At 59.5% G+C, this 17,655-nt stretch carries 27 protein-coding genes; 26 read left to right on the forward strand and 1 reads right to left on the reverse strand.

The window, feature by feature from the left end; translation table 11 throughout:
- The first annotated feature begins 13 nt into the window (after positions 1-13).
- From ACOAP0_RS14015 to ACOAP0_RS14075, 13 genes are all read left to right on the forward strand, one after another.
- Complete coding sequence (locus ACOAP0_RS14015) at positions 14-1,480, forward strand: glutamate synthase subunit beta (protein WP_498376897.1); 1,467 nt, start codon at positions 14-16, stop codon at positions 1,478-1,480.
- Between the two features lie 57 nt (positions 1,481-1,537).
- Entirely contained in the window at positions 1,538-2,377 is an 840-nt protein-coding gene (locus tag ACOAP0_RS14020) for an ABC transporter ATP-binding protein (protein ID WP_498391439.1), read from the forward strand.
- Entirely contained in the window at positions 2,374-3,156 is a 783-nt protein-coding gene (mlaE, locus tag ACOAP0_RS14025; protein ID WP_087496490.1) for a lipid asymmetry maintenance ABC transporter permease subunit MlaE, read from the forward strand. The genes ACOAP0_RS14020 and mlaE overlap by 4 nt, the downstream gene beginning before the upstream one ends.
- Positions 3,157-3,166: 10 nt before the next feature.
- Positions 3,167-3,646, forward strand: coding sequence for an outer membrane lipid asymmetry maintenance protein MlaD (gene mlaD, locus ACOAP0_RS14030; RefSeq protein ID WP_498376899.1), 480 nt, complete (start codon positions 3,167-3,169; stop codon positions 3,644-3,646).
- Positions 3,646-4,356 (forward strand): MlaA family lipoprotein, encoded by a 711-nt coding sequence (locus ACOAP0_RS14035; RefSeq protein ID WP_498376900.1) that lies wholly within the window; start codon positions 3,646-3,648, stop codon positions 4,354-4,356. Before mlaD ends, ACOAP0_RS14035 begins: the two co-directional genes overlap by 1 nt.
- Positions 4,357-4,426: 70 nt before the next feature.
- Positions 4,427-5,068, forward strand: coding sequence for an MlaC/ttg2D family ABC transporter substrate-binding protein (locus ACOAP0_RS14040; protein WP_498376901.1), 642 nt, complete (start codon positions 4,427-4,429; stop codon positions 5,066-5,068).
- Between the two features lies 1 nt (position 5,069).
- Positions 5,070-5,336, forward strand: coding sequence for an STAS domain-containing protein (locus tag ACOAP0_RS14045; RefSeq protein WP_498376903.1), 267 nt, complete (start codon positions 5,070-5,072; stop codon positions 5,334-5,336).
- Positions 5,337-5,365: 29 nt separating this feature from the next.
- Complete coding sequence (locus ACOAP0_RS14050) at positions 5,366-6,292, forward strand: ABC transporter ATP-binding protein (protein ID WP_498376904.1); 927 nt, start codon at positions 5,366-5,368, stop codon at positions 6,290-6,292.
- Positions 6,289-7,044 (forward strand): ABC transporter permease, encoded by a 756-nt coding sequence (locus ACOAP0_RS14055; RefSeq protein ID WP_313878811.1) that lies wholly within the window; start codon positions 6,289-6,291, stop codon positions 7,042-7,044. Before ACOAP0_RS14050 ends, ACOAP0_RS14055 begins: the two co-directional genes overlap by 4 nt.
- Before the next feature lie 7 nt (positions 7,045-7,051).
- On the forward strand, positions 7,052-7,294 hold the full coding sequence (locus ACOAP0_RS14060; protein ID WP_087496497.1) for a BolA family protein: 243 nt from the start codon (positions 7,052-7,054) through the stop codon (positions 7,292-7,294).
- A 38-nt stretch (positions 7,295-7,332) separates the two neighbouring features.
- Positions 7,333-7,971, forward strand: a complete 639-nt coding sequence (gene hisG, locus ACOAP0_RS14065) for an ATP phosphoribosyltransferase (protein WP_313879300.1) — start codon at positions 7,333-7,335, stop codon at positions 7,969-7,971.
- Positions 7,972-7,990: 19 nt separating this feature from the next.
- Complete coding sequence (gene hisD, locus ACOAP0_RS14070; protein ID WP_313878810.1) at positions 7,991-9,307, forward strand: histidinol dehydrogenase; 1,317 nt, start codon at positions 7,991-7,993, stop codon at positions 9,305-9,307.
- Between the two features lie 29 nt (positions 9,308-9,336).
- Positions 9,337-9,723, forward strand: a complete 387-nt coding sequence (locus ACOAP0_RS14075; RefSeq protein WP_498376906.1) for a hypothetical protein — start codon at positions 9,337-9,339, stop codon at positions 9,721-9,723.
- Between the two features lie 107 nt (positions 9,724-9,830).
- Here the strand turns inward: ACOAP0_RS14075 and ACOAP0_RS14080 are convergent, their stop codons facing one another.
- Positions 9,831-10,232: a GFA family protein gene (locus tag ACOAP0_RS14080; RefSeq protein WP_087496500.1), complete on the reverse strand. Its 402-nt coding sequence runs from the start codon at positions 10,230-10,232 to the stop codon at positions 9,831-9,833.
- Positions 10,233-10,531: 299 nt separating this feature from the next.
- On the opposite strand from ACOAP0_RS14080, the gene ACOAP0_RS14085 reads away from it, so the two are divergent.
- The 13 genes from ACOAP0_RS14085 (at position 10,532) to tatB (ending at position 17,655) form a co-directional block, all read left to right on the forward strand.
- Positions 10,532-10,756, forward strand: coding sequence for a CopG family transcriptional regulator (locus ACOAP0_RS14085; protein WP_498376907.1), 225 nt, complete (start codon positions 10,532-10,534; stop codon positions 10,754-10,756).
- Positions 10,749-11,213: a PIN domain-containing protein gene (locus ACOAP0_RS14090; protein WP_498376908.1), complete on the forward strand. Its 465-nt coding sequence runs from the start codon at positions 10,749-10,751 to the stop codon at positions 11,211-11,213. The genes ACOAP0_RS14085 and ACOAP0_RS14090 overlap by 8 nt, the downstream gene beginning before the upstream one ends.
- 19 nt (positions 11,214-11,232) lie before the next feature.
- Positions 11,233-12,381, forward strand: a complete 1,149-nt coding sequence (gene hisC / locus ACOAP0_RS14095; RefSeq protein WP_498376909.1) for a histidinol-phosphate transaminase — start codon at positions 11,233-11,235, stop codon at positions 12,379-12,381.
- Positions 12,378-13,010 (forward strand): imidazoleglycerol-phosphate dehydratase HisB, encoded by a 633-nt coding sequence (gene hisB, locus ACOAP0_RS14100; RefSeq protein WP_087496502.1) that lies wholly within the window; start codon positions 12,378-12,380, stop codon positions 13,008-13,010. Before hisC ends, hisB begins: the two co-directional genes overlap by 4 nt.
- Complete coding sequence (gene hisH, locus ACOAP0_RS14105; protein WP_087496503.1) at positions 13,010-13,672, forward strand: imidazole glycerol phosphate synthase subunit HisH; 663 nt, start codon at positions 13,010-13,012, stop codon at positions 13,670-13,672. Before hisB ends, hisH begins: the two co-directional genes overlap by 1 nt.
- Before the next feature lie 68 nt (positions 13,673-13,740).
- On the forward strand, positions 13,741-14,481 hold the full coding sequence (gene hisA / locus ACOAP0_RS14110; protein ID WP_138517214.1) for a 1-(5-phosphoribosyl)-5-[(5-phosphoribosylamino)methylideneamino]imidazole-4-carboxamide isomerase: 741 nt from the start codon (positions 13,741-13,743) through the stop codon (positions 14,479-14,481).
- A 3-nt stretch (positions 14,482-14,484) separates the two neighbouring features.
- Positions 14,485-15,264, forward strand: a complete 780-nt coding sequence (hisF, locus tag ACOAP0_RS14115) for an imidazole glycerol phosphate synthase subunit HisF (RefSeq protein WP_087496505.1) — start codon at positions 14,485-14,487, stop codon at positions 15,262-15,264.
- Positions 15,265-15,323: 59 nt separating this feature from the next.
- Positions 15,324-15,737 carry a phosphoribosyl-AMP cyclohydrolase gene (gene hisI, locus ACOAP0_RS14120; RefSeq protein ID WP_498376910.1) on the forward strand — a complete coding sequence of 138 codons (414 nt, stop codon included), beginning with the start codon at positions 15,324-15,326 and terminating at the stop codon, positions 15,735-15,737.
- Between the two features lie 16 nt (positions 15,738-15,753).
- Positions 15,754-16,134, forward strand: coding sequence for a phosphoribosyl-ATP diphosphatase (locus ACOAP0_RS14125; RefSeq protein ID WP_498376911.1), 381 nt, complete (start codon positions 15,754-15,756; stop codon positions 16,132-16,134).
- Positions 16,135-16,143: 9 nt separating this feature from the next.
- Positions 16,144-16,545, forward strand: a complete 402-nt coding sequence (locus tag ACOAP0_RS14130; protein ID WP_498376912.1) for a DUF4870 family protein — start codon at positions 16,144-16,146, stop codon at positions 16,543-16,545.
- Positions 16,542-16,919, forward strand: coding sequence for a histidine triad nucleotide-binding protein (locus ACOAP0_RS14135; protein WP_498376913.1), 378 nt, complete (start codon positions 16,542-16,544; stop codon positions 16,917-16,919). Before ACOAP0_RS14130 ends, ACOAP0_RS14135 begins: the two co-directional genes overlap by 4 nt.
- Positions 16,920-16,966: 47 nt before the next feature.
- Entirely contained in the window at positions 16,967-17,200 is a 234-nt protein-coding gene (gene tatA / locus ACOAP0_RS14140) for a Sec-independent protein translocase subunit TatA (RefSeq protein WP_087496510.1), read from the forward strand.
- Between the two features lie 11 nt (positions 17,201-17,211).
- A complete protein-coding gene (tatB, locus tag ACOAP0_RS14145) occupies positions 17,212-17,655 on the forward strand; it encodes a Sec-independent protein translocase protein TatB (protein ID WP_315465370.1) in 444 nt (147 codons plus the stop codon).

The raw sequence follows: 17,655 nt of genomic DNA on the forward strand, positions 1-17,655 counted from the left end.
AAGGACGTACATCATGGGAAAAGTCACTGGCTTCATGGAGTTTGAGCGCATCGAAGAGGGCTACAAGCCCGTTACTGAGCGCCTGAAGAACTACAAAGAGTTCGTTATCGGTCTGGACGATGCACAGGCTAACAAGCAAGCTGCGCGCTGCATGGACTGCGGTACGCCGTTCTGCAATAACGGCTGCCCGGTCAACAACATCATTCCGGATTTCAACGACCTCGTCTTCCGCAAGGACTGGAAGGCTGCAATCGACACACTGCACAGCACCAACAACTTCCCCGAGTTCACCGGGCGCATCTGCCCCGCCCCTTGCGAGGCAGCCTGCACCTTGAACGTCAACGAAGAAGCGGTGGGCATCAAGTCGATTGAACACGCCATCATCGACCGCGCCTGGCATGAAGGCTGGGTCAAGCCCCAGCCCTCTACCGTCAAGACCGGCAAAAAAGTGGCCGTGGTGGGCTCCGGCCCCGCGGGTATGGCCGCTGCCCAGCAGTTGGCCCGCGTCGGCCACGACGTCACATTGTTCGAGAAGAACGACCGCATCGGCGGCCTGCTGCGCTACGGCATTCCTGACTTCAAGATGGAAAAGTCCCACATCGACCGCCGCGCTGAGCAGTTGGTCGCCGAAGGCGTGACCATCCGCACCGGCGTGTTGGTAGGTGAAATGCCCAAGGGCTCCAAAGTCACCAACTGGGCCAAGGAAACCATTTCCCCCGAGCAGCTCAAAAAGGACTTTGACGCCGTGCTGCTGACCGGCGGCTCCGAGCAGTCCCGCGACTTGCCAGTTCCCGGCCGCGATCTGGACGGTATCCATTTCGCCATGGAGTTCCTGCCCCAGCAAAACAAGGTCAATGCCGGTGACAAGCTGAAGAACCAACTGCGCGCTGACGGAAAACACGTCATCGTCATTGGCGGTGGCGACACCGGCTCTGACTGCGTGGGCACCTCCAACCGCCACGGTGCGGTCAGCGTGACCCAGTTCGAGGTGATGCCCCAGCCTCCGGCTGAAGAGAACCGTCCGCTCACCTGGCCTTACTGGCCTCTGAAGCTGCGCACCAGCTCCAGCCATGAAGAAGGTTGCGAGCGCGTGTTCTCCATCTCCACCAAAGAGTTCATCGGCGAAAAAGGCAAAGTCACGGGTCTCAAGACCGTGCAGGTCGAGTTCAAGGATGGCAAATTGATGGACGTCCCTGGCACTGAAAAGGTGCTCAAGGCCGACCTCGTGTTGCTGGCCATGGGTTTCGTCAATCCGGTCGCTACGGTGTTGGAGTCCTTTGGCATTGACAAAGACGCTCGCGGCAACGCCAAAGCCACGACTGACATCTCTGGCGGCTACGCCACCAATGTGCCCAAGGTGTTCGCAGCTGGCGATATCCGCCGCGGTCAATCCCTGGTGGTGTGGGCCATCCGCGAAGGCCGCCAAGCCGCACGTGCGGTGGACGAGTTCTTGATGGGCTTTACCGAACTGCCACGCTGATAAGGGTTTTCCCCCTTATCATTCCAAGGCCGGGCACATCCCGGCCTTGTTGCTTTTATGGCCGCCACTCCTTTCTCTGCTCTGGTTGAACTGAAAAACGTTTCCTTTGGATACGGGGAGCGGCGCATTCTCGATGGCGTGTCCCTGACAGTGCCGCGCGGCAAGGTGACGGCCCTGATGGGCGCGTCTGGTGGTGGCAAAACGACGGTGCTTCGTCTCATCGGAGGGCAAATCCGGGTGCAAAGCGGGCAGGTGCTGCTCCACGGTCCCAACGCGGGTGATGTGCCACAGGACATTTCTAGTCTGGGCTCTGAGGCCTTGTACGCTGCCCGCCGTCGTATGGGCATGTTGTTCCAGTTCGGTGCCTTGTTCACGGATTTGAGTGTGTTTGACAACGTGGCCTTCCCCTTGCGGGAGCACACCGGTCTATCGGAAGCACTGGTTCGCGACATCGTCCTGATGAAGCTGAACGCGGTGGGCTTGCGAGGCGCGCGAGATTTGATGCCTTCTGAAATCTCCGGTGGCATGGCGCGGCGCGTCGCACTGGCGCGTGCCATTGCCTTGGACCCCGAGTTGGTGATGTACGACGAACCGTTCGCCGGCCTGGATCCGATTTCTCTGGGTACTGCTGCGCGGCTCATCCGCCAACTGAACGATGCCATGGGGCTGACCAGCATCATCGTGTCGCACGATCTGGAGGAAACCTTCCACATCGCCGATCAGGTCATTGTGTTGGCCAACGGCAAGATTGCTGCCCAAGGCACGCCACAAGAGGTGCGTGCCAGTACGGATCCGTTGGTGCACCAGTTTGTGAATGCTTTGCCTGAAGGACCTGTACGCTTCCATTACCCCGCAGTGCCGGTAGAGGCCGACTTCTCAACAGAGGTAGCGCGATGAAGTTTTTGCATCCCGCCGAGCTGGGTTTTGCTGTCCGTAGCAAGTTGGCGGATTGGGGTGCGGGTGCGCGCTTGATGGGGCGACTCGTGGCCTCCTTGGGCGCGGTGTTGCGCAGGCCGGCATTGCTGCGTGACCAGATCCACTTCATGGGCAACTATTCACTGGCCATCATCGCGGTGTCCGGCGTGTTTGTCGGCTTTGTGATGGGCTTGCAGTACTACTATGGCTTGCAGCGCTTCGGTGCGGCCGACTCGGTAGGCATGCTGATTAGCCTGAGCCTGGTACGTGAGTTCGGGCCGGTGTTGACTGCTTTGCTGTTTGCGGGAAGGGCTGGAACCTCCTTGACCGCCGAAATCGGCCTGATGAAGGCGGGTGAGCAACTTAGCGCCATGGAGATGATGGCGGTGGACCCCGTGTCGCGCATTCTTGCACCGCGATTCTGGGGTGCGGTGATCGCCATGCCTATATTGGCAGCAGTGTTCAGTGCTGTCGGCGTATTGGGAGGGTGGATTGTCAGCGTGCCCATGATCGGCATTGACTCAGGCGCGTTCTGGAGCCAAATGCAAAGCGGTGTGGATGTCTGGGTCGACGTGGGCAATGGCGTCATCAAGAGCGTGGTGTTCGGTTTTGCAGTGAGTTTCATCGCTTTGCTGCAGGGCTTCGAGGCGCAGCCAACACCCGAGGGCGTTGCCCGGGCCACGACGCGTACCGTGGTGGTGGCATCGCTCACCGTACTGGCGTTGGACTTTGTCCTTACCGCCATGATGTTCAGTATCTAGGGGAAGAAAAATGCAACGCTCCAAAAATGATGTGTGGGTGGGCCTGTTTGTGCTGCTGGGGGCTTTGGCGCTGGTGTTTTTGGCGCTGCAGTCGGCGAACCTCCTGACTTTCAGCGTGGACAAGGGTTACCCGGTGACGGCCAAGTTCGACAACATCGGCGGTCTCAAGCCCAAAGCCGCGGTCAAAAGTGCCGGTGTGGTGGTGGGGCGTGTGGAGTCCATCGGGTTCGATGACAAAACCTTTCAGGCCAAAGTCCAGTTGGCCATGGACAAGCGCTTTGCCTTCCCCAAAGACAGTTCCCTCAAAATTTTGACCAGCGGTCTGCTCGGTGAACAGTACATCGGCATCGAAGCAGGTGCTGATGCAGCGAACCTTGCTGCTGGCGACGTGATCGGCACCACCCAAAGCGCCGTGGTGCTGGAAAACCTGATCAGCCAGTTTCTTTATAGCAAGGCCGCAGACGGCCCCTCTGACAAATCAGCAAAATGATGCGCCTATCGCTCCGCTGGCTGGCGTTGCTGGCCCTTTTCGCTACTTTGCAGGGCTGCGCGACAGTAGCCAATCCTGATCCGCGTGACCCATGGGAATCCATGAACCGGTCAGTCTTCGGGTTCAACGATGCGGTGGATCGCGCGGTCGTCAAGCCGGTTGCAGTGGCATACAAACAAACCTTGCCATCGTGGACGCGTACAGGCATTAACAATTTCTTTGCCAATCTTGACGATGTCTGGTCGGCGGTCAACAACGGGCTGACGTTAAGACGCCAAGCCTTTGGCGATAGCGTAGGCCGCGTCATGGTGAACACCACCATCGGATTGGGTGGTTTGTTTGATGTGGCCAGCGAATTGAATATTGAGCGGCACCCCGCGAACTTCAACATCACCCTGGGGCATTGGGGAGTGGGGGCCGGTCCTTATGTAGTGTTGCCCTTGCTCGGCCCCTTCACTTTGCGGGAAGTAGCGGCACTCCCTGTGGATCGCCAGGGGAACTTGGTGAATCAGGTGGCTGATGAAGGCACGCGAACCGGCCTGACTGTGGTCGACCTTGTGGACACGCGGTCCACGTTTTTGGATTCAGAGGGTGTCGTCAATGGTGCGGCGCTGGACCGGTACTCCTTCATCCGCGATAGCTATTTGCAGCGACAGCGGTACCAGGTCTATGACGGCAATCCGCCGGACGAAGAGCCCCAGGAGCCGTAGGGTTAGGGGCTGCAGGCGCAGACTGAACGGGTGATGTGCATAATTTGCACTTGTTTGATGGGAATGAAAAATGTTGAGTAAACGTGGTTTTCTGGGGCTGGCAAGCTCTTTGGCTCTGGTTGCAGGCGTGGTTTTTTCCCCTGCGGCCCATGCCGATGACGAGGCTCCTGACGCACTGATCAAGCGCTTGTCGGTCGATGTGCTGGATACCATCAAGGCAGACAAATCCATCCGCACCGGTGACACCGCAAAGATCGCGACCTTGGTTGACACGCGCATCATGCCTAACGTGAACTTCCAGCGCATGACGGCGTCCGCAGTGGGCCCGGGTTGGCGCCAGGCGACGCCCGAGCAGCAAAAGCGCTTGCAAGACGAATTCAAGATTCTGTTGGTTCGCACCTATGCCGGAGCGTTGGCTCAAGTCAATGACCAAACTATCGTCATGAAGCCGATGCGCATGGCGCCTGAAGATAAAGAAGTTATCGTTCGTACCGAAATCAAAGGTAAGGGTGACCCCATCCAGCTGGACTACCGCCTTGAGAAAACCCCCGGAGTGGGCGCCGGCTGGAAGATTTACAACCTGAACGTTCTGGGCGTCTGGCTGGTGGAAACCTACCGCAGCCAGTTTGCCCAGCAGATCAATGCCAAGGGTGTCGATGGTTTGATTGACGCCTTGGCCGAGCAAAACAAGGCCAACGCCAAGAAAGGCTGATGTGCTGAACCTGCCCGCCACCATGACACATGAAGTCGCCCCGGCCTGTCTGTCGGAGCTTCGCGACGGACTGCAGCGCGAAGCTGCGACCGTCGTTGTCGATGGCGAGCGTTTGCAGCGCTTTGACTCCTCCGCGCTGGCCGTCTTGCTGGAGCTGCGGCGCGAGTGCGCCAAGGCGGGGAAGGTATTTGCGGTGCAAAAACTCCCCGCCCGTTTGCGCGATCTGGCCGCCCTGTACGGGATTGACGCCCTGCTCAAGCCCGCCTGAGGGCAGCAGCGTAAAATCGCGGGTTCTTTATGCCCGCCATCTCCTTCCAATCCATCTCCAAGACGTATCCCTCGCCCAAGGGGCCGAAAGGCACCACCTTCAAGGCAGTCGATAACGTCAGTCTCAACATCGAAGAGGGCGAATTTTTTGGTCTTCTCGGGCCCAACGGTGCTGGCAAAACCACCCTGATCAGCATGCTGGCCGGCTTGTCCCGCCCCACCACTGGCAGTGTGCAAGTCTTGGGCAGCGACGTGCAAAGCGATTTCGCCGACGCCCGCCGCAAGCTGGGTGTGGTGCCACAAGAGCTGGTGTTTGATCCCTTCTTCAATGTGCGCGAGATGCTACGCATCCAGTCCGGTTACTTCGGGCTCAAGAACAACGACGCCTGGGTCGATGAGCTGCTGGAAGGCTTGGGCCTGGCCGACAAGGCCAACGCCAACATGCGCCAATTGTCTGGCGGCATGAAGCGCCGTGTGTTGGTGGCGCAGGCCTTGGTGCACAAGCCACCCGTCATCGTGCTGGATGAGCCCACCGCCGGTGTAGACGTGGAGCTGCGCCAGACGCTCTGGCAGTTTGTCGCCAACCTCAACAAGCAAGGCAGCACCGTGTTGCTGACCACCCACTATTTGGAAGAGGCCGAAGCGTTGTGTGGGCGCATTGCCATGCTCAAGACCGGCCGCATCGTGGCTTTGGACAAAACCAGCGACCTGCTCAAGGCGGCCAGCAGCAATGTGCTGCGCTTCAAGACCGCCGATATGCTGCCCCCTGAACTCGCTGCACTTGCCCGCATCACCGGCCGTATTGTTCAGTTGCCAGCCAACAACGCGCTCGAAATTGAAAATTACCTCGCTGCGGTGCGTCAGGCCGGCGTCACGGTGGATGACGTGGAGATCCGCAAAGCCGATCTGGAGGATGTGTTCCTCGATGTCATGAACCAGCAAGGAGCACAGGCATGAACGGCTGGCAAACTCTGCTCTACAAAGAGACCCTGCGCTTCTGGAAGGTTGCGGCCCAAACCATTGCCGGGCCCGTGCTGACCGCCATGTTGTACCTGCTGATCTTCGGCCACGCCCTGGAAAGCCATGTGAAGGTGTACGACCAGGTCAGTTACACCGCCTTTCTGGTGCCGGGCCTGGCCATGATGAGTCTGTTGCAGAACGCATTTGCCAACAGCTCGTCCTCGCTCATCATGAGCAAGGTCATGGGGAATCTGGTGTTCCTGTTGCTGACGCCCCTGTCGTATTTCAACTGGTTTGTAGCCTACGTGGGTGCCGCCGTGATCCGCGGTTTGGTCGTGGCGCTTGGCGTGTTCGTGGTGGCAGCGTTTTTTGCGCCCATGAGCTATGCAGCGCCTCTGTGGATTCTGGTGTTCGCTGTGCTGGGCGCCACCTTGATGGGCGCACTGGGCTTGATTGCAGGCCTGTGGGCAGAGAAGTTTGACCAGCTTGCCGCCTTCCAGAACTTTGTGGTCATGCCCATGACGTTCTTGAGCGGCGTGTTTTATTCCATCCATTCCTTGCCTGCTTTCTGGCAAGGGGTGAGTCACTTCAATCCGTTTTTCTACATGATCGACGGCTTCCGTTTCGGCTTCTTCGGCATCAGCGATGTGTCCCCCTGGATGAGCTTGTCTGTTGTCGGCGGCGCGACCGTTGCTGTGAGCCTGATTGCCCTTCAATTGCTGCGCAGCGGCTACAAAATCCGCAGCTGAGATTCCTATGACCGCAGACCAACTCCAAGCCATCATCACCGCCGGCCTCGCCTGCGACCATTGCGCGCTCGAAGGCGATGGCCGCCACTGGTACGCCACCATCGTGTCGCCTGAATTTGAAGGCAAACGCCTCGTGCAGCGCCAACGGCTGGTCTACGCCACCCTGGGCAACCGCATGCAAACCGACGAGGTGCACGCCTTGTCCATGAAAACCTTCTCGCCCACCGAATGGGCAGCCCAGTCCGCCTGAGGCGCACGCAACCCCGAGAGCCCGCCATGAGCGCAGACATGATCACCCTGGCCCTGTCCAAAGGCCGCATTTTTGAAGAAACCGTGCCGCTGCTCAAAGCTGCTGGCATTGAAGTGCTGGACGACCCCGAGAAGTCCCGCAAATTGATTCTGGAAACCAACCAGCCCAACGTGCGGGTGTTGGTGGTCCGTGCGACCGACGTGCCCACCTATGTGCAGTACGGTGGCGCCGACCTCGGCATTACCGGCAAAGACACATTGCTGGAACACGGCAGCCAAGGCCTGTACCAGCCGCTGGATTTGCAGATCGCCAAATGCCGCATCAGCGTGGCCGTGCGCGCGGACTTTGACTATGCGTCTGCCGTCAAGCAGGGCTCCCGCCTGAAAGTGGCAACGAAATACGTAGCCATTGCCCGCGAATTTTTCGCCAGCAAGGGCGTGCACGTGGATCTGATCAAGCTCTACGGCAGTATGGAGCTTGCTCCCTTGGTCGGGCTGGCCGACGCGATTGTGGATTTGGTGTCCACCGGCAACACGCTCAAGGCCAACCACCTTGTCGAGGTGGAGCGCATCATGGACATCAGCTCCCGTCTAGTGGTGAATCAAGCCGCGCTTAAGCTCAAACAAGAACCTATCCGCAAGATCATCGACGCCTTTGCAGGCGCTGTCGGCAAGTAACACCTGAGAATTGTTTGCTATGAGTTTTGTAGCTGCTCCCGCACGTTTATCAAGCGCTAGCGCCACTTTTGAGGCTGAATTCAAGGCGCGCCTGCATTGGTCTGCCGACACCGACGCCGCCATCGAGCAGCGTGTGGCCGACATCCTGGCTGACGTGCAGCAGCGTGGCGATGCGGCGGTGCTGGAGTACACCGCCCGTTTCGATGGCCTGAACGCTACCGACATGAAGGCGCTGGAGCTGACCCAAGCCGAGCTCAAAGCCGCGTTCGACAGCATTCCCGCAGCCCAACGCACCGCGCTGGAGGCCGCCGCAAAGCGCGTGCGCAGCTACCACGAAGCGCAAAAGAAGGCCTCTGGCGAGAGCTGGACCTACCGCGACGAAGACGGCACGCTCTTGGGCCAAAAGGTCACACCCTTGGACCGCGTGGGCATTTATGTGCCCGGCGGCAAAGCAGCGTATCCCAGCAGTGTGTTGATGAACGCCATCCCCGCCCACGTGGCAGGTGTCGGCGAAATCATCATGGTCGTACCCACGCCTAAGGGCGAGAAAAACGCCTTGGTGCTGGCCGCCGCCTATGTGGCCGGCGTGACCCGGGCCTTCACCATCGGCGGCGCGCAAGCGGTGGCCGCATTGGCCTATGGCACCGCCACCATCCCTGCCGTGCACAAAATCACCGGCCCCGGCAACGCCTATGTGGCCGCCGCCAAGCGCCGCGTGTTCGGTACCGTGGGCATCGACATGATTGCCGGCCCCAGCGAGATTCTGGTGCTGGCCGACGGCACCACCCCCCCGGACTGGGTGGCCATGGATTTGTTCAGCCAGGCTGAGCATGACGAGCTGGCGCAAAGCATTTTGCTGTGCCCTGACGCGGCCTACATCGAGCAAGTACAACAGAGCATCAACCGCCTACTGCCTGAAATGCCGCGCGCCGAGATCATTGCCAAAAGCCTCACCGGCCGTGGCGCGCTGATCCAGACCCGCAGCATGGAAGAGGCCTGCGAGATTAGCAACCGCATTGCACCCGAGCACTTGGAAGTCTCCAGCAACGACCCGCACCGCTGGGAGCCCTTGCTCAAGCACGCCGGTGCGATCTTCCTGGGCGCCTACACCTCCGAGAGCCTGGGCGACTACTGCGCCGGCCCCAACCACGTGCTGCCTACCAGTGGCACTGCGCGATTTAGCAGCCCGCTGGGCGTATACGACTTTCAGAAGCGCAGCAGCCTCATCGAGGTGAGCGAGCAGGGCGCCCAAGCGTTGGGGCAGATTGCCTCTGTGCTGGCGCATGGCGAGGGCCTGCAAGCCCATGCACGTGCGGCGGAAATGCGATTGAAGTAAGAATGGGTGCATCAGGACGACCAATCCACATGCGCACCACACTTCATACTCCCCACGCCTTCTCCACACTGCGGCAAGCGGCTGCGTGTTTTGTTCTGGGCCTTGTCGCAGTTTCGACGACCCAGGCCATGACGATCCGCGAAATGCGGGCTCTGGAGAAGACGGAAAAGCAAGGAAGCACCTATACCGACTACTACCTGGTCGGTGTCATGGAAGGCGCGCTCGAGGCCCACACCCAAGCGGTACGCGCAGGTGCCAGCGCCAGCATTTGCCTCAATGGCCGCCGTCTGGAGCCCAGCATGGCCAAGAACCTGTACACCACCGAACTGAAGCGCAACGCCGACCTGTATGAGGCCGACATGCCGGTGCAGCTGGTCATGGTGAATGCGCTGGGGACGGTGTACCCCTGCCTCTGAGGCGTTGGGGCAATGGATTTGCTATCAATTCGGTAGCTACTCCGGCATATGCGCTGGGCGCTAGCGGCTAAAAAAGATATTCGGTTTCCAGCGGGTGAAGTAGATTTTCAGGCCTTGCGGTCCGCGATATGGTTCACCCCGTCACTGACGGGTAGCGTTCCAAGCTCATGTGGATTGACGTCTTCCAAGCATCCCACGTTGTAGGCGTACTGTCCGGCCTGGGACCGGCTCTGGTTGTGCGTGTGGATGCCACATACCTTGCAAAAGTAATGTTTGGCAGACCGTGTGTTGAACTGGTAGAGCTGGAGTGATTCCGCCCCCTGTAGAACTCTCAGGCCCGTGACGGGTACCGATGCCACCGCAGCGCCTTTTCGCTTGCAGATGGAGCAGTTGCAACGCCGCGCATTCACGATTCCATCCGGCAAATCAAGCTCGAGTACCACGGCTCCGCAGTGGCATGAGGCACGGTGCTTGGCCCTGATCTCAACGGAGCCTACTTGTCTGGTCATGGGGGTCTTCGCGGTTCGATGTGGATCGTTGGTTTGCATGCAGAAGTCACCTTCTGATCTGAGCGGCTGCAACCCGGTAGGGTATCCGGGCTTGATGAATCTCCGGCGACAAACCCACTTTTGCTTTGTTCAGGCGCTCATTCGGAGTGGAGCCTTGGTTCAGATGAGTGGTCATTGCGAAACGCATGCCCAACCTTGCCGACGAGCCATTGAGACGGAACGGAATGTCAACGAAAACAAACAGTTGAAAATTAACACGAACTTCGTGCAACACGAATTTCGTGTAAACTGGTTTCAAGATGAAAAACGTCACCATCACCGTCGAAGACGCCACCCTGGAATGGGTGCGGATCGAGGCGGCGCGGCGCAATACCAGTGTGTCGCGGCTGGTGGGCGAGATGTTGACCGAGAAGATGCAACACGACGACGCCTATGCCCGAGCCCAGCGCGATTGGGTGGCGGATACCTCCAGCTTCAGCTCGGGTGGCAAGGCTTATCCGGCGCGGGATCTGAACCATGGCTAGCCCGCTCGACACCTCCGGCGCCATCGTCTTTGTAGACACCAACGTGCTGTTGGCCGCCGATGATGCGTTCGATGCTCCTCGCCAAACCCGCGTACGCGAATGGCTCCAAGCCTTGTGGCAGCGCAGGGCAGGGCGCTTGAGCACGCAGGTGCTGAATGCCTATTACGTCGGCGCCACCCGCCGCTTCTCCATGCCGCAGGGCGACGCGCGCGCCAAGCTGCGCCGCTACCAGCTCTGGCAGCCTTGGCAGATTGACCACCAGACGGTGGAAACCGCCTGGGGCGTGGAAGCCCGCTTTGGCCTGCCGTATTGGGATGCGCTTATCGTCGCCGCCGCCGCGCAGAGCGGTGCGAGCCATGTGCTGTCGTTTGACTTGCAGCACGGCCAGCAAATCGACGGCATCACCATCCTGAACCCTTTGCAAGCCACGCCTGCCGACTTGGCGCTGGCCGACTAGTTTTTTTGAAAGCCCTCGCATGACTACCTCTGCCGACTTTGCTGCTGACGTTCAGGCGCTTATTTCGCGCCGCATCCGCCAAGACGTGCAGGGCATGCATGCCTACGCGGTCCAGGATTCCAAAGGCATGGTCAAGCTCGATGCCATGGAAAACCCGTTTTCCCTGCCACCTGACCTGCAAGCCGCGCTGGGCCAACGCCTGGGCGCACTGGCCTTGAACCGCTACCCAGATGGCCGGGTCAACGACCTACGCGCAGCCTTGGCGCAGTACGTGGGCATGCCCGCTGGCCACGACATCATGCTGGGCAATGGCTCTGACGAGCTGATCTCTCTGCTCTCCATGGCCTGCGACGTACCTGCCCAGCCCGGCGCGGCCCGCCCCGTGGTGCTGGCGCCCACGCCCGGCTTTGTGATGTACGCCATGAGCGCCCAGCTGCAGGGGCTGGACTTTGTGGGCGTGCCGCTGACCGAAGACTTTGCCCTCGATGTGCATGCCATGGTGCAGGCCATTGCCGAGAAGCAGCCCGCCATCGTGTACCTGGCCTACCCCAACAACCCCACCGCCAATTTGTGGGACGCCGACGCCATGGCCACCGTGATTGCCGCAGCCAGGCAAGCGGGCAGCATCGTGGCGGTGGACGAGGCCTACCAGCCGTTTTCCAGCCGCACCTACATGGACGTGATCCGCGCCAACCCTGCCGCCCACCCCCATGTAGTGCTGATGCGCACCCTGAGCAAGTTCGGCCTGGCCGGTGTGCGCCTGGGCTACATGACTGGCCCCGCTGCCCTGATTGCGCAGGTGGACAAGGTGCGCCCGCCGTACAACATCAGCGTGCTGAATTACGAGTGCGCCTTGTTTGCCCTAGAGCATCAAGATGCTTTTTCCGTGCAAGCCCAAGAGATATGTGCGCAACGCGCTATTCTTTTGGGAGCATTGCGTGCCATGCCCGGTGTGAAAGCGTGGGACAGCGATGCCAACATGGTGCTGGTGCGCTTCCCCGGCTCGGACGATGCGGCGCACAAAATATTCGATGGTTTGAAGGCGCGCGGTGTGCTGGTCAAGAACGTTTCTAAAATGCACCCATTGCTGGCCCGCTGTTTGCGTTTGACCGTCGGCACCGCCGAAGAAAACGCCCGACTGATTCAGGCCTTGCAGGAAACCTTATGAGCACCAATTACCCGATCACCGAAGTCCCCGCCTCCATGCCCGCGCGCATTGCCGAAGTGTCCCGCAACACCGCGGAAACCAAGATCCGCGTGCGCGTGAACCTGGACGGCACGGGTGTGAGCCGCCTATCCACCGGCATCGGCTTTTTCGACCACATGCTCGACCAGATCGCCCGCCACGGGTTGATTGACCTCGACATCGAAGCCGAAGGCGACTTGCACATCGACGGGCACCACACGGTGGAAGATGTGGGCATCACTTTGGGCCAGGCCTTTGCCAAGGCGGTGGGCGACAAGAAAGGCATCCGCCGTTATGGCCACGCTTATGTGCCCTTGGACGAAGCGCTGAGCCGCGTGGTGATCGACTTTTCCGGCCGCCCGCAGTTGGAAATGCATGTGCCCTTCAAGAGCGGCATGATCGGAGCGTTTGACACCCAGCTCACGCACGAGTTCTTCCAAGGCTTTGTGAACCACGCCTCGGTGACCCTGCACATTGACAACCTCAAGGGCGAAAACGCCCACCACCAGGCCGAGACCGTGTTCAAGGCTTTTGCCCGGGCACTGCGCTCAGCTCTGGAGTTTGATCCGCGCGCATTGGGTGTGATTCCCTCCACCAAAGGTTCGCTCTGATGAAAAAGGTCGCTGTCGTTGATTACGGCATGGGCAATTTGCGCTCCGTCACCCAGGCGGTGATGCACGTGGCCGAGGGCACCGGTGTCGAGGTCGTTTGGGCCCGCACCCCGCAAGAAGTGATGGACGCCGAGCGCGTGGTGCTGCCCGGCCAGGGTGGCATGCGCGATTGCATGCGCGAGTTGCATGATTCCGGCATGTTCGACGCCGTGATGCACGCTGCAGCGCACAAACCCTTGATGGGGGTGTGCGTGGGCATGCAAATGCTGCTGGATCACTCGGAAGAGCTGGACACGCCCTGCCTGGGCTTGATTCCTGGCGAGGTGGTCAAGTTCGACCTCGCTGGCCAGCTGCAAGCTGACGGCAGCCGCTTCAAGGTACCCCAAATGGGCTGGAACCGTGTGTGGCAAAGCGGCGGCCAAGATGCCGCCACGCGCCATCCGGTGTGGGGCGATGTGCCGGATGGCAGCTATTTCTACTTTGTGCACAGCTACTACGCCCGACCGTCAGATGCGCGCCACAGCGCGGGCGAGACCGACTATGGCCAACGCTTCTCCTGTGCGATTGCGCGCGATAATATTTTCGCAACACAATTCCACCCCGAGAAAAGCGCTGAACACGGTTTGGCCCTGTACCGCAACTTCCTGCACTGGAACCCTTGAATCTTTATCCTTGCCGCATCTCTGCACCTGGCAAAGCGACTCTCTTTTCCCTCCAACCCTGAAGCACCATGCTTTTAATTCCTGCGATTGACCTCAAAGACGGCCACTGCGTTCGCCTCAAACAAGGCGATATGGACCAATCCACTACCTTTGGCGAAGACCCTGCGGTCATGGCCCGGAGCTGGGTCGACAAGGGCGCGCGCCGCCTCCATCTGGTGGATTTGAACGGCGCCTTTGCCGGTCACCCCAAGAACGAACAGGCCATCCGTAAGATCCTCAAGGAAGTGGGCAGCGAAATCGACGTGCAGCTGGGCGGCGGTATCCGCGATCTGGACACCATCGAGCGCTACTTGGACGCCGGATTGCGCTACGTCATCATCGGCACCGCAGCGGTCAAAAACCCCGGCTTTTTGCAGGACGCCTGCACCGCATTCGGCGGCCACATCATCGTGGGCCTGGACGCACGTGACGGCAAAGTAGCCACCGACGGCTGGAGCAAGCTCACCCGCCATGATGTGGTGGACCTGGGCAAGAAGTTTGAAGACTACGGTGTCGAGTCCATCATCTACACCGACATCGGCCGCGACGGCATGCTCTCGGGCATCAACATCGACGCCACGGTCAAGCTTGCCCAAGCGCTGACCATCCCCGTGATCGCATCCGGTGGCCTGTCCAACATGGCTGATATCGAAGCTTTGTGCGAAGTAGAGGACGAAGGCGTGGAAGGTGTGATCTGTGGCCGCGCGATTTATAGCGGCGATCTCGACTTCGAAAAAGCACAGCAACGCGCTGACGAGTTGAACGGCTAAACAGTGTTAGCCAAAAGAATCATTCCTTGCCTGGACGTGACCGGCGGTCGCGTCGTCAAAGGCGTCAACTTTGTCGAGCTGCGAGACGCCGGGGACCCGGTGGAAATTGCCGCCCGTTACAACGACCAGGGCGCTGACGAACTCACGTTTCTCGACATCACCGCGACCAGTGATGGCCGTGACCTGATTCTGCACATCATCGAGGCGGTGGCCTCCCAGGTGTTCATTCCGCTTACCGTCGGTGGCGGAGTGCGTACTGTGGACGATGTACGCCGTCTGCTGAATGCTGGCGCTGACAAAACCAGCTTCAACTCCGCGGCAATAGCCAATCCGCAAGTCATTGAAGACGCCTCGCTCAAGTATGGCGCGCAGTGCATTGTGGTGGCCATAGATGCCAAGCGCCGCTCCGAAGAAGACGCCTTGGTCCGTGGCCCCGGTTGGGATGTGTACAGCCATGGCGGCCGCAAAAACACCGGCCTCGATGCTGTGGCCTGGGCGACCGAGATGGCCCGGCGCGGCGCTGGCGAAATCCTGCTGACCAGCATGGACCGCGATGGCACCAAGAGCGGTTTCGATCTGGCTCTGACACGCGCAGTGGCTGATGCCATCAGCGTGCCGGTAATTGCCAGCGGCGGCGTAGGCAACCTCGATCACTTGGCAGACGGTGTGCAGCAGGGCGGTGCCGATGCGGTGTTGGCTGCCAGCATTTTCCACTACGGTGAATACACAGTAGGCCAAGCCAAAGCGCGCATGGCGGAGCGGGGCATTCCGGTCAGGATTTAAGTCTTTTGGGCCTCTGGCGCCCGTCAATGCTGCGCGAGCAGCTATCAAAGAAATAGCAAATGGAATCTCCGTCAAACCCTCCAGTGAGCTGGATCAAGCACATCCGATGGGACTCCAAGGGCCTGGTGCCTGTCATCGCTCAAGAGCAAGGCACCGGTGATGTGCTCATGTTCGCGTGGATGAATCGCGAAGCTTTGCAAAAGACCGTGGAGCTGGGGCAGGCAGTGTATTTCAGCCGTTCGCGCGACAAGCTCTGGTTCAAGGGCGAGGAGTCCGGCCATGTGCAGAAAGTCCATGAAATCCGCATGGACTGTGACAGTGACGTTATCTTGCTCAAAGTGACCCAGCTTGGCCATGAGCCCGGCATCGCCTGCCACACCGGCCGCCACAGCTGTTTCTTCAGTGTGTTGAAAGACGGTGTATGGCAGGCAGTGGACCCTGTGCTCAAAGACCCTGAATCCATTTACAAATAAAGCGCGTACTCAAGCTATGCATGACAAGCCCACTTCTCAAGACTCGCTGGCCCATTTGGCGGCAGTCATCGAGAGCCGCAAAGCCGCTAATGGGGGTGACCCGGAAGCCAGCTATGTGGCCCGCCTGCTGCACAAAGGCCCTGACGCCTTTTTGAAGAAAATCGGCGAAGAAGCCACCGAAGTGGTGCTGGCCGCCAAAGACGCAGACCATGGCGGTGACAAGTCCAAGATCGTCTACGAAATGGCAGACCTGTGGTTCCATAGCATGGTGGCGCTGGCCCATTACGGCCTGAGCCCTGCAGACGTTATCAGCGAGCTGGAGCGCCGCCTGGGCACCAGCGGACTGGAAGAAAAGGCCTTGCGCAAGGCAGTCGCCCGTGAAGCAGAATCCAAATAAGGAGTCGCCATGAGCCAGGATTTCACCACTCCCACCACGCCGGACCAAGCCCTGTTGCTCAAGTTGCAGGGGCTCAACACCATAGGCACCATCAGCTATGTGCTGCACCTCATCGTGGCAGTGGCAGCGTTCATTCCCGGTGGGCAGTTCGGCATGACCTTGCTGGTTGTTGCCTTGATTCTGGATATGGTCAAGCGTGATGATGCAGCGGGCACCTGGCATGCATCCCACTTCCGGTGGCGTATCCGCTCTGTCATTTTTGCGGGGCTGGCATACTTGCTGACATTTCCGCTGTTTTTGTTGCTCTACTTTCCCGGAGCGATTGCCTGGGCTGTCATATCTGTTTGGTTCCTGTACCGTATCGTGACGGGCTTTGTGGCAATGAACAAAGGTCAGGAGATTGGTGCATGAGCGAGCACACCCACAGCGCCCACGATCCGAATTGCATTTTTTGCAAAATCGTGGCCAAGCAGATCCCGTCCAAAACGGTTTACGAGGACGAGCATGTCTATGCTTTCCACGACATTAACCCCTGGGCGCCGGTGCATTTTTTGCTAATTCCCAAGACGCACATTCCGAGCATGGCCCATGTGGGCGCAGAGCATGGTGCCCTGATGGGTCACATGATGGCCCTGGTTCCCAAACTGGCTTTGCAGGAAGGGTGCAACCCTTACCCCGAAGGCGGCTACCGTCTGGTAACCAATACCGGCCTGGAAGGCGGGCAGGAAGTCCATCACTTGCATTTTCATGTCATGGGCGGTCCGCGCCCTTGGCTGCGGGGTTGAGTCTCCCCGGCGGGGACTAGAATTCAATTAATCGTTAGGAGTACATCATGGGTTCATTTTCTATCTGGCACTGGTTGATCGTTCTGTTGATCGTCGTCATGGTCTTCGGTACCAAGAAGCTCAAGAACATCGGTTCTGATCTGGGCGGTGCGGTCAAGGGTTTCAAAGACGGCATGAAAGACGGCTCTACACCTGATGACAAACCTGCTGCCCCTGCGCAGCAAGTGGCCAACGCTTCTGAAAAAACCACGATCGACGTGGAAGCCAAGCAAAAGAACTGAGTTAGTCCTGCGTGATTGATCTCGGAATTTCCAAAATGGCGCTGATCGGCGCGGTGGCGCTGATCGTCATCGGGCCGGAGAAGCTTCCCCGCGTCGCCCGCACCGTGGGCGCTTTGCTCGGCAAAGCGCAGCGTTATGTGGCTGACGTGAAGGCCGAGGTCAACCGCTCCATGGATTTGGATGAGTTGAAAAAAATGCGCGAAACCGTGGAAGACGCTGCGCGTAATGTGGAGAACTCTATCCAGACCTCGGCCAGCGACTTTGAGAAGTCATGGACCGATGCGACTGACGCGGCGCTGGAGCCCGAAGCGCCCGCCTACAAACACCCGAACAAGAAGTGGCGCCTCAAGCAGGGGGCCATGCCGCACTGGTACAAGGCCCGCAATGGCGTGCGCACCCGCGCGTTGTCAGGGGCTGCACGGGTGGCCCGGTTCCGTCCACCTCGCGCCCATTGA

This window comes from Curvibacter sp. Hmag1.1 (assembly GCF_059769165.1).

Excerpts from the sequence above, each read along its gene's own strand:
- ACOAP0_RS14020 (WP_498391439.1), top strand. The coding sequence starts at position 1,538 with ATGGCCGCCACTCCTTTCTCTGCTCTGGTTGAACTGAAAAACGTTTCC.
- ACOAP0_RS14055 (WP_313878811.1), top strand. The coding sequence starts at position 6,289 with ATGAACGGCTGGCAAACTCTGCTCTACAAAGAGACCCTGCGCTTCTGG.
- tatA (WP_087496510.1), top strand. The coding sequence starts at position 16,967 with ATGGGTTCATTTTCTATCTGGCACTGGTTGATCGTTCTGTTGATCGTC.
- ACOAP0_RS14135 (WP_498376913.1), top strand. The coding sequence starts at position 16,542 with ATGAGCGAGCACACCCACAGCGCCCACGATCCGAATTGCATTTTTTGC.
- mlaE (WP_087496490.1), top strand. The coding sequence starts at position 2,374 with ATGAAGTTTTTGCATCCCGCCGAGCTGGGTTTTGCTGTCCGTAGCAAG.
- ACOAP0_RS14090 (WP_498376908.1), top strand. The coding sequence starts at position 10,749 with ATGGCTAGCCCGCTCGACACCTCCGGCGCCATCGTCTTTGTAGACACC.
- hisB (WP_087496502.1), top strand. The coding sequence starts at position 12,378 with ATGAGCACCAATTACCCGATCACCGAAGTCCCCGCCTCCATGCCCGCG.
- hisI (WP_498376910.1), top strand. The coding sequence starts at position 15,324 with ATGGAATCTCCGTCAAACCCTCCAGTGAGCTGGATCAAGCACATCCGA.
- hisG (WP_313879300.1), top strand. The coding sequence starts at position 7,333 with ATGATCACCCTGGCCCTGTCCAAAGGCCGCATTTTTGAAGAAACCGTG.
- mlaD (WP_498376899.1), top strand. The coding sequence starts at position 3,167 with ATGCAACGCTCCAAAAATGATGTGTGGGTGGGCCTGTTTGTGCTGCTG.
- ACOAP0_RS14015 (WP_498376897.1), top strand. The coding sequence starts at position 14 with ATGGGAAAAGTCACTGGCTTCATGGAGTTTGAGCGCATCGAAGAGGGC.
- hisH (WP_087496503.1), top strand. The coding sequence starts at position 13,010 with ATGAAAAAGGTCGCTGTCGTTGATTACGGCATGGGCAATTTGCGCTCC.
- ACOAP0_RS14050 (WP_498376904.1), top strand. The coding sequence starts at position 5,366 with ATGCCCGCCATCTCCTTCCAATCCATCTCCAAGACGTATCCCTCGCCC.
- ACOAP0_RS14080 (WP_087496500.1), bottom strand. The coding sequence starts at position 10,232 with ATGACCAGACAAGTAGGCTCCGTTGAGATCAGGGCCAAGCACCGTGCC.
- ACOAP0_RS14060 (WP_087496497.1), top strand. The coding sequence starts at position 7,052 with ATGACCGCAGACCAACTCCAAGCCATCATCACCGCCGGCCTCGCCTGC.
- ACOAP0_RS14040 (WP_498376901.1), top strand. The coding sequence starts at position 4,427 with ATGTTGAGTAAACGTGGTTTTCTGGGGCTGGCAAGCTCTTTGGCTCTG.
- ACOAP0_RS14125 (WP_498376911.1), top strand. The coding sequence starts at position 15,754 with ATGCATGACAAGCCCACTTCTCAAGACTCGCTGGCCCATTTGGCGGCA.
- ACOAP0_RS14085 (WP_498376907.1), top strand. The coding sequence starts at position 10,532 with ATGAAAAACGTCACCATCACCGTCGAAGACGCCACCCTGGAATGGGTG.
- hisC (WP_498376909.1), top strand. The coding sequence starts at position 11,233 with ATGACTACCTCTGCCGACTTTGCTGCTGACGTTCAGGCGCTTATTTCG.
- hisA (WP_138517214.1), top strand. The coding sequence starts at position 13,741 with ATGCTTTTAATTCCTGCGATTGACCTCAAAGACGGCCACTGCGTTCGC.
- ACOAP0_RS14035 (WP_498376900.1), top strand. The coding sequence starts at position 3,646 with ATGCGCCTATCGCTCCGCTGGCTGGCGTTGCTGGCCCTTTTCGCTACT.
- hisD (WP_313878810.1), top strand. The coding sequence starts at position 7,991 with ATGAGTTTTGTAGCTGCTCCCGCACGTTTATCAAGCGCTAGCGCCACT.
- ACOAP0_RS14130 (WP_498376912.1), top strand. The coding sequence starts at position 16,144 with ATGAGCCAGGATTTCACCACTCCCACCACGCCGGACCAAGCCCTGTTG.
- ACOAP0_RS14075 (WP_498376906.1), top strand. The coding sequence starts at position 9,337 with ATGCGCACCACACTTCATACTCCCCACGCCTTCTCCACACTGCGGCAA.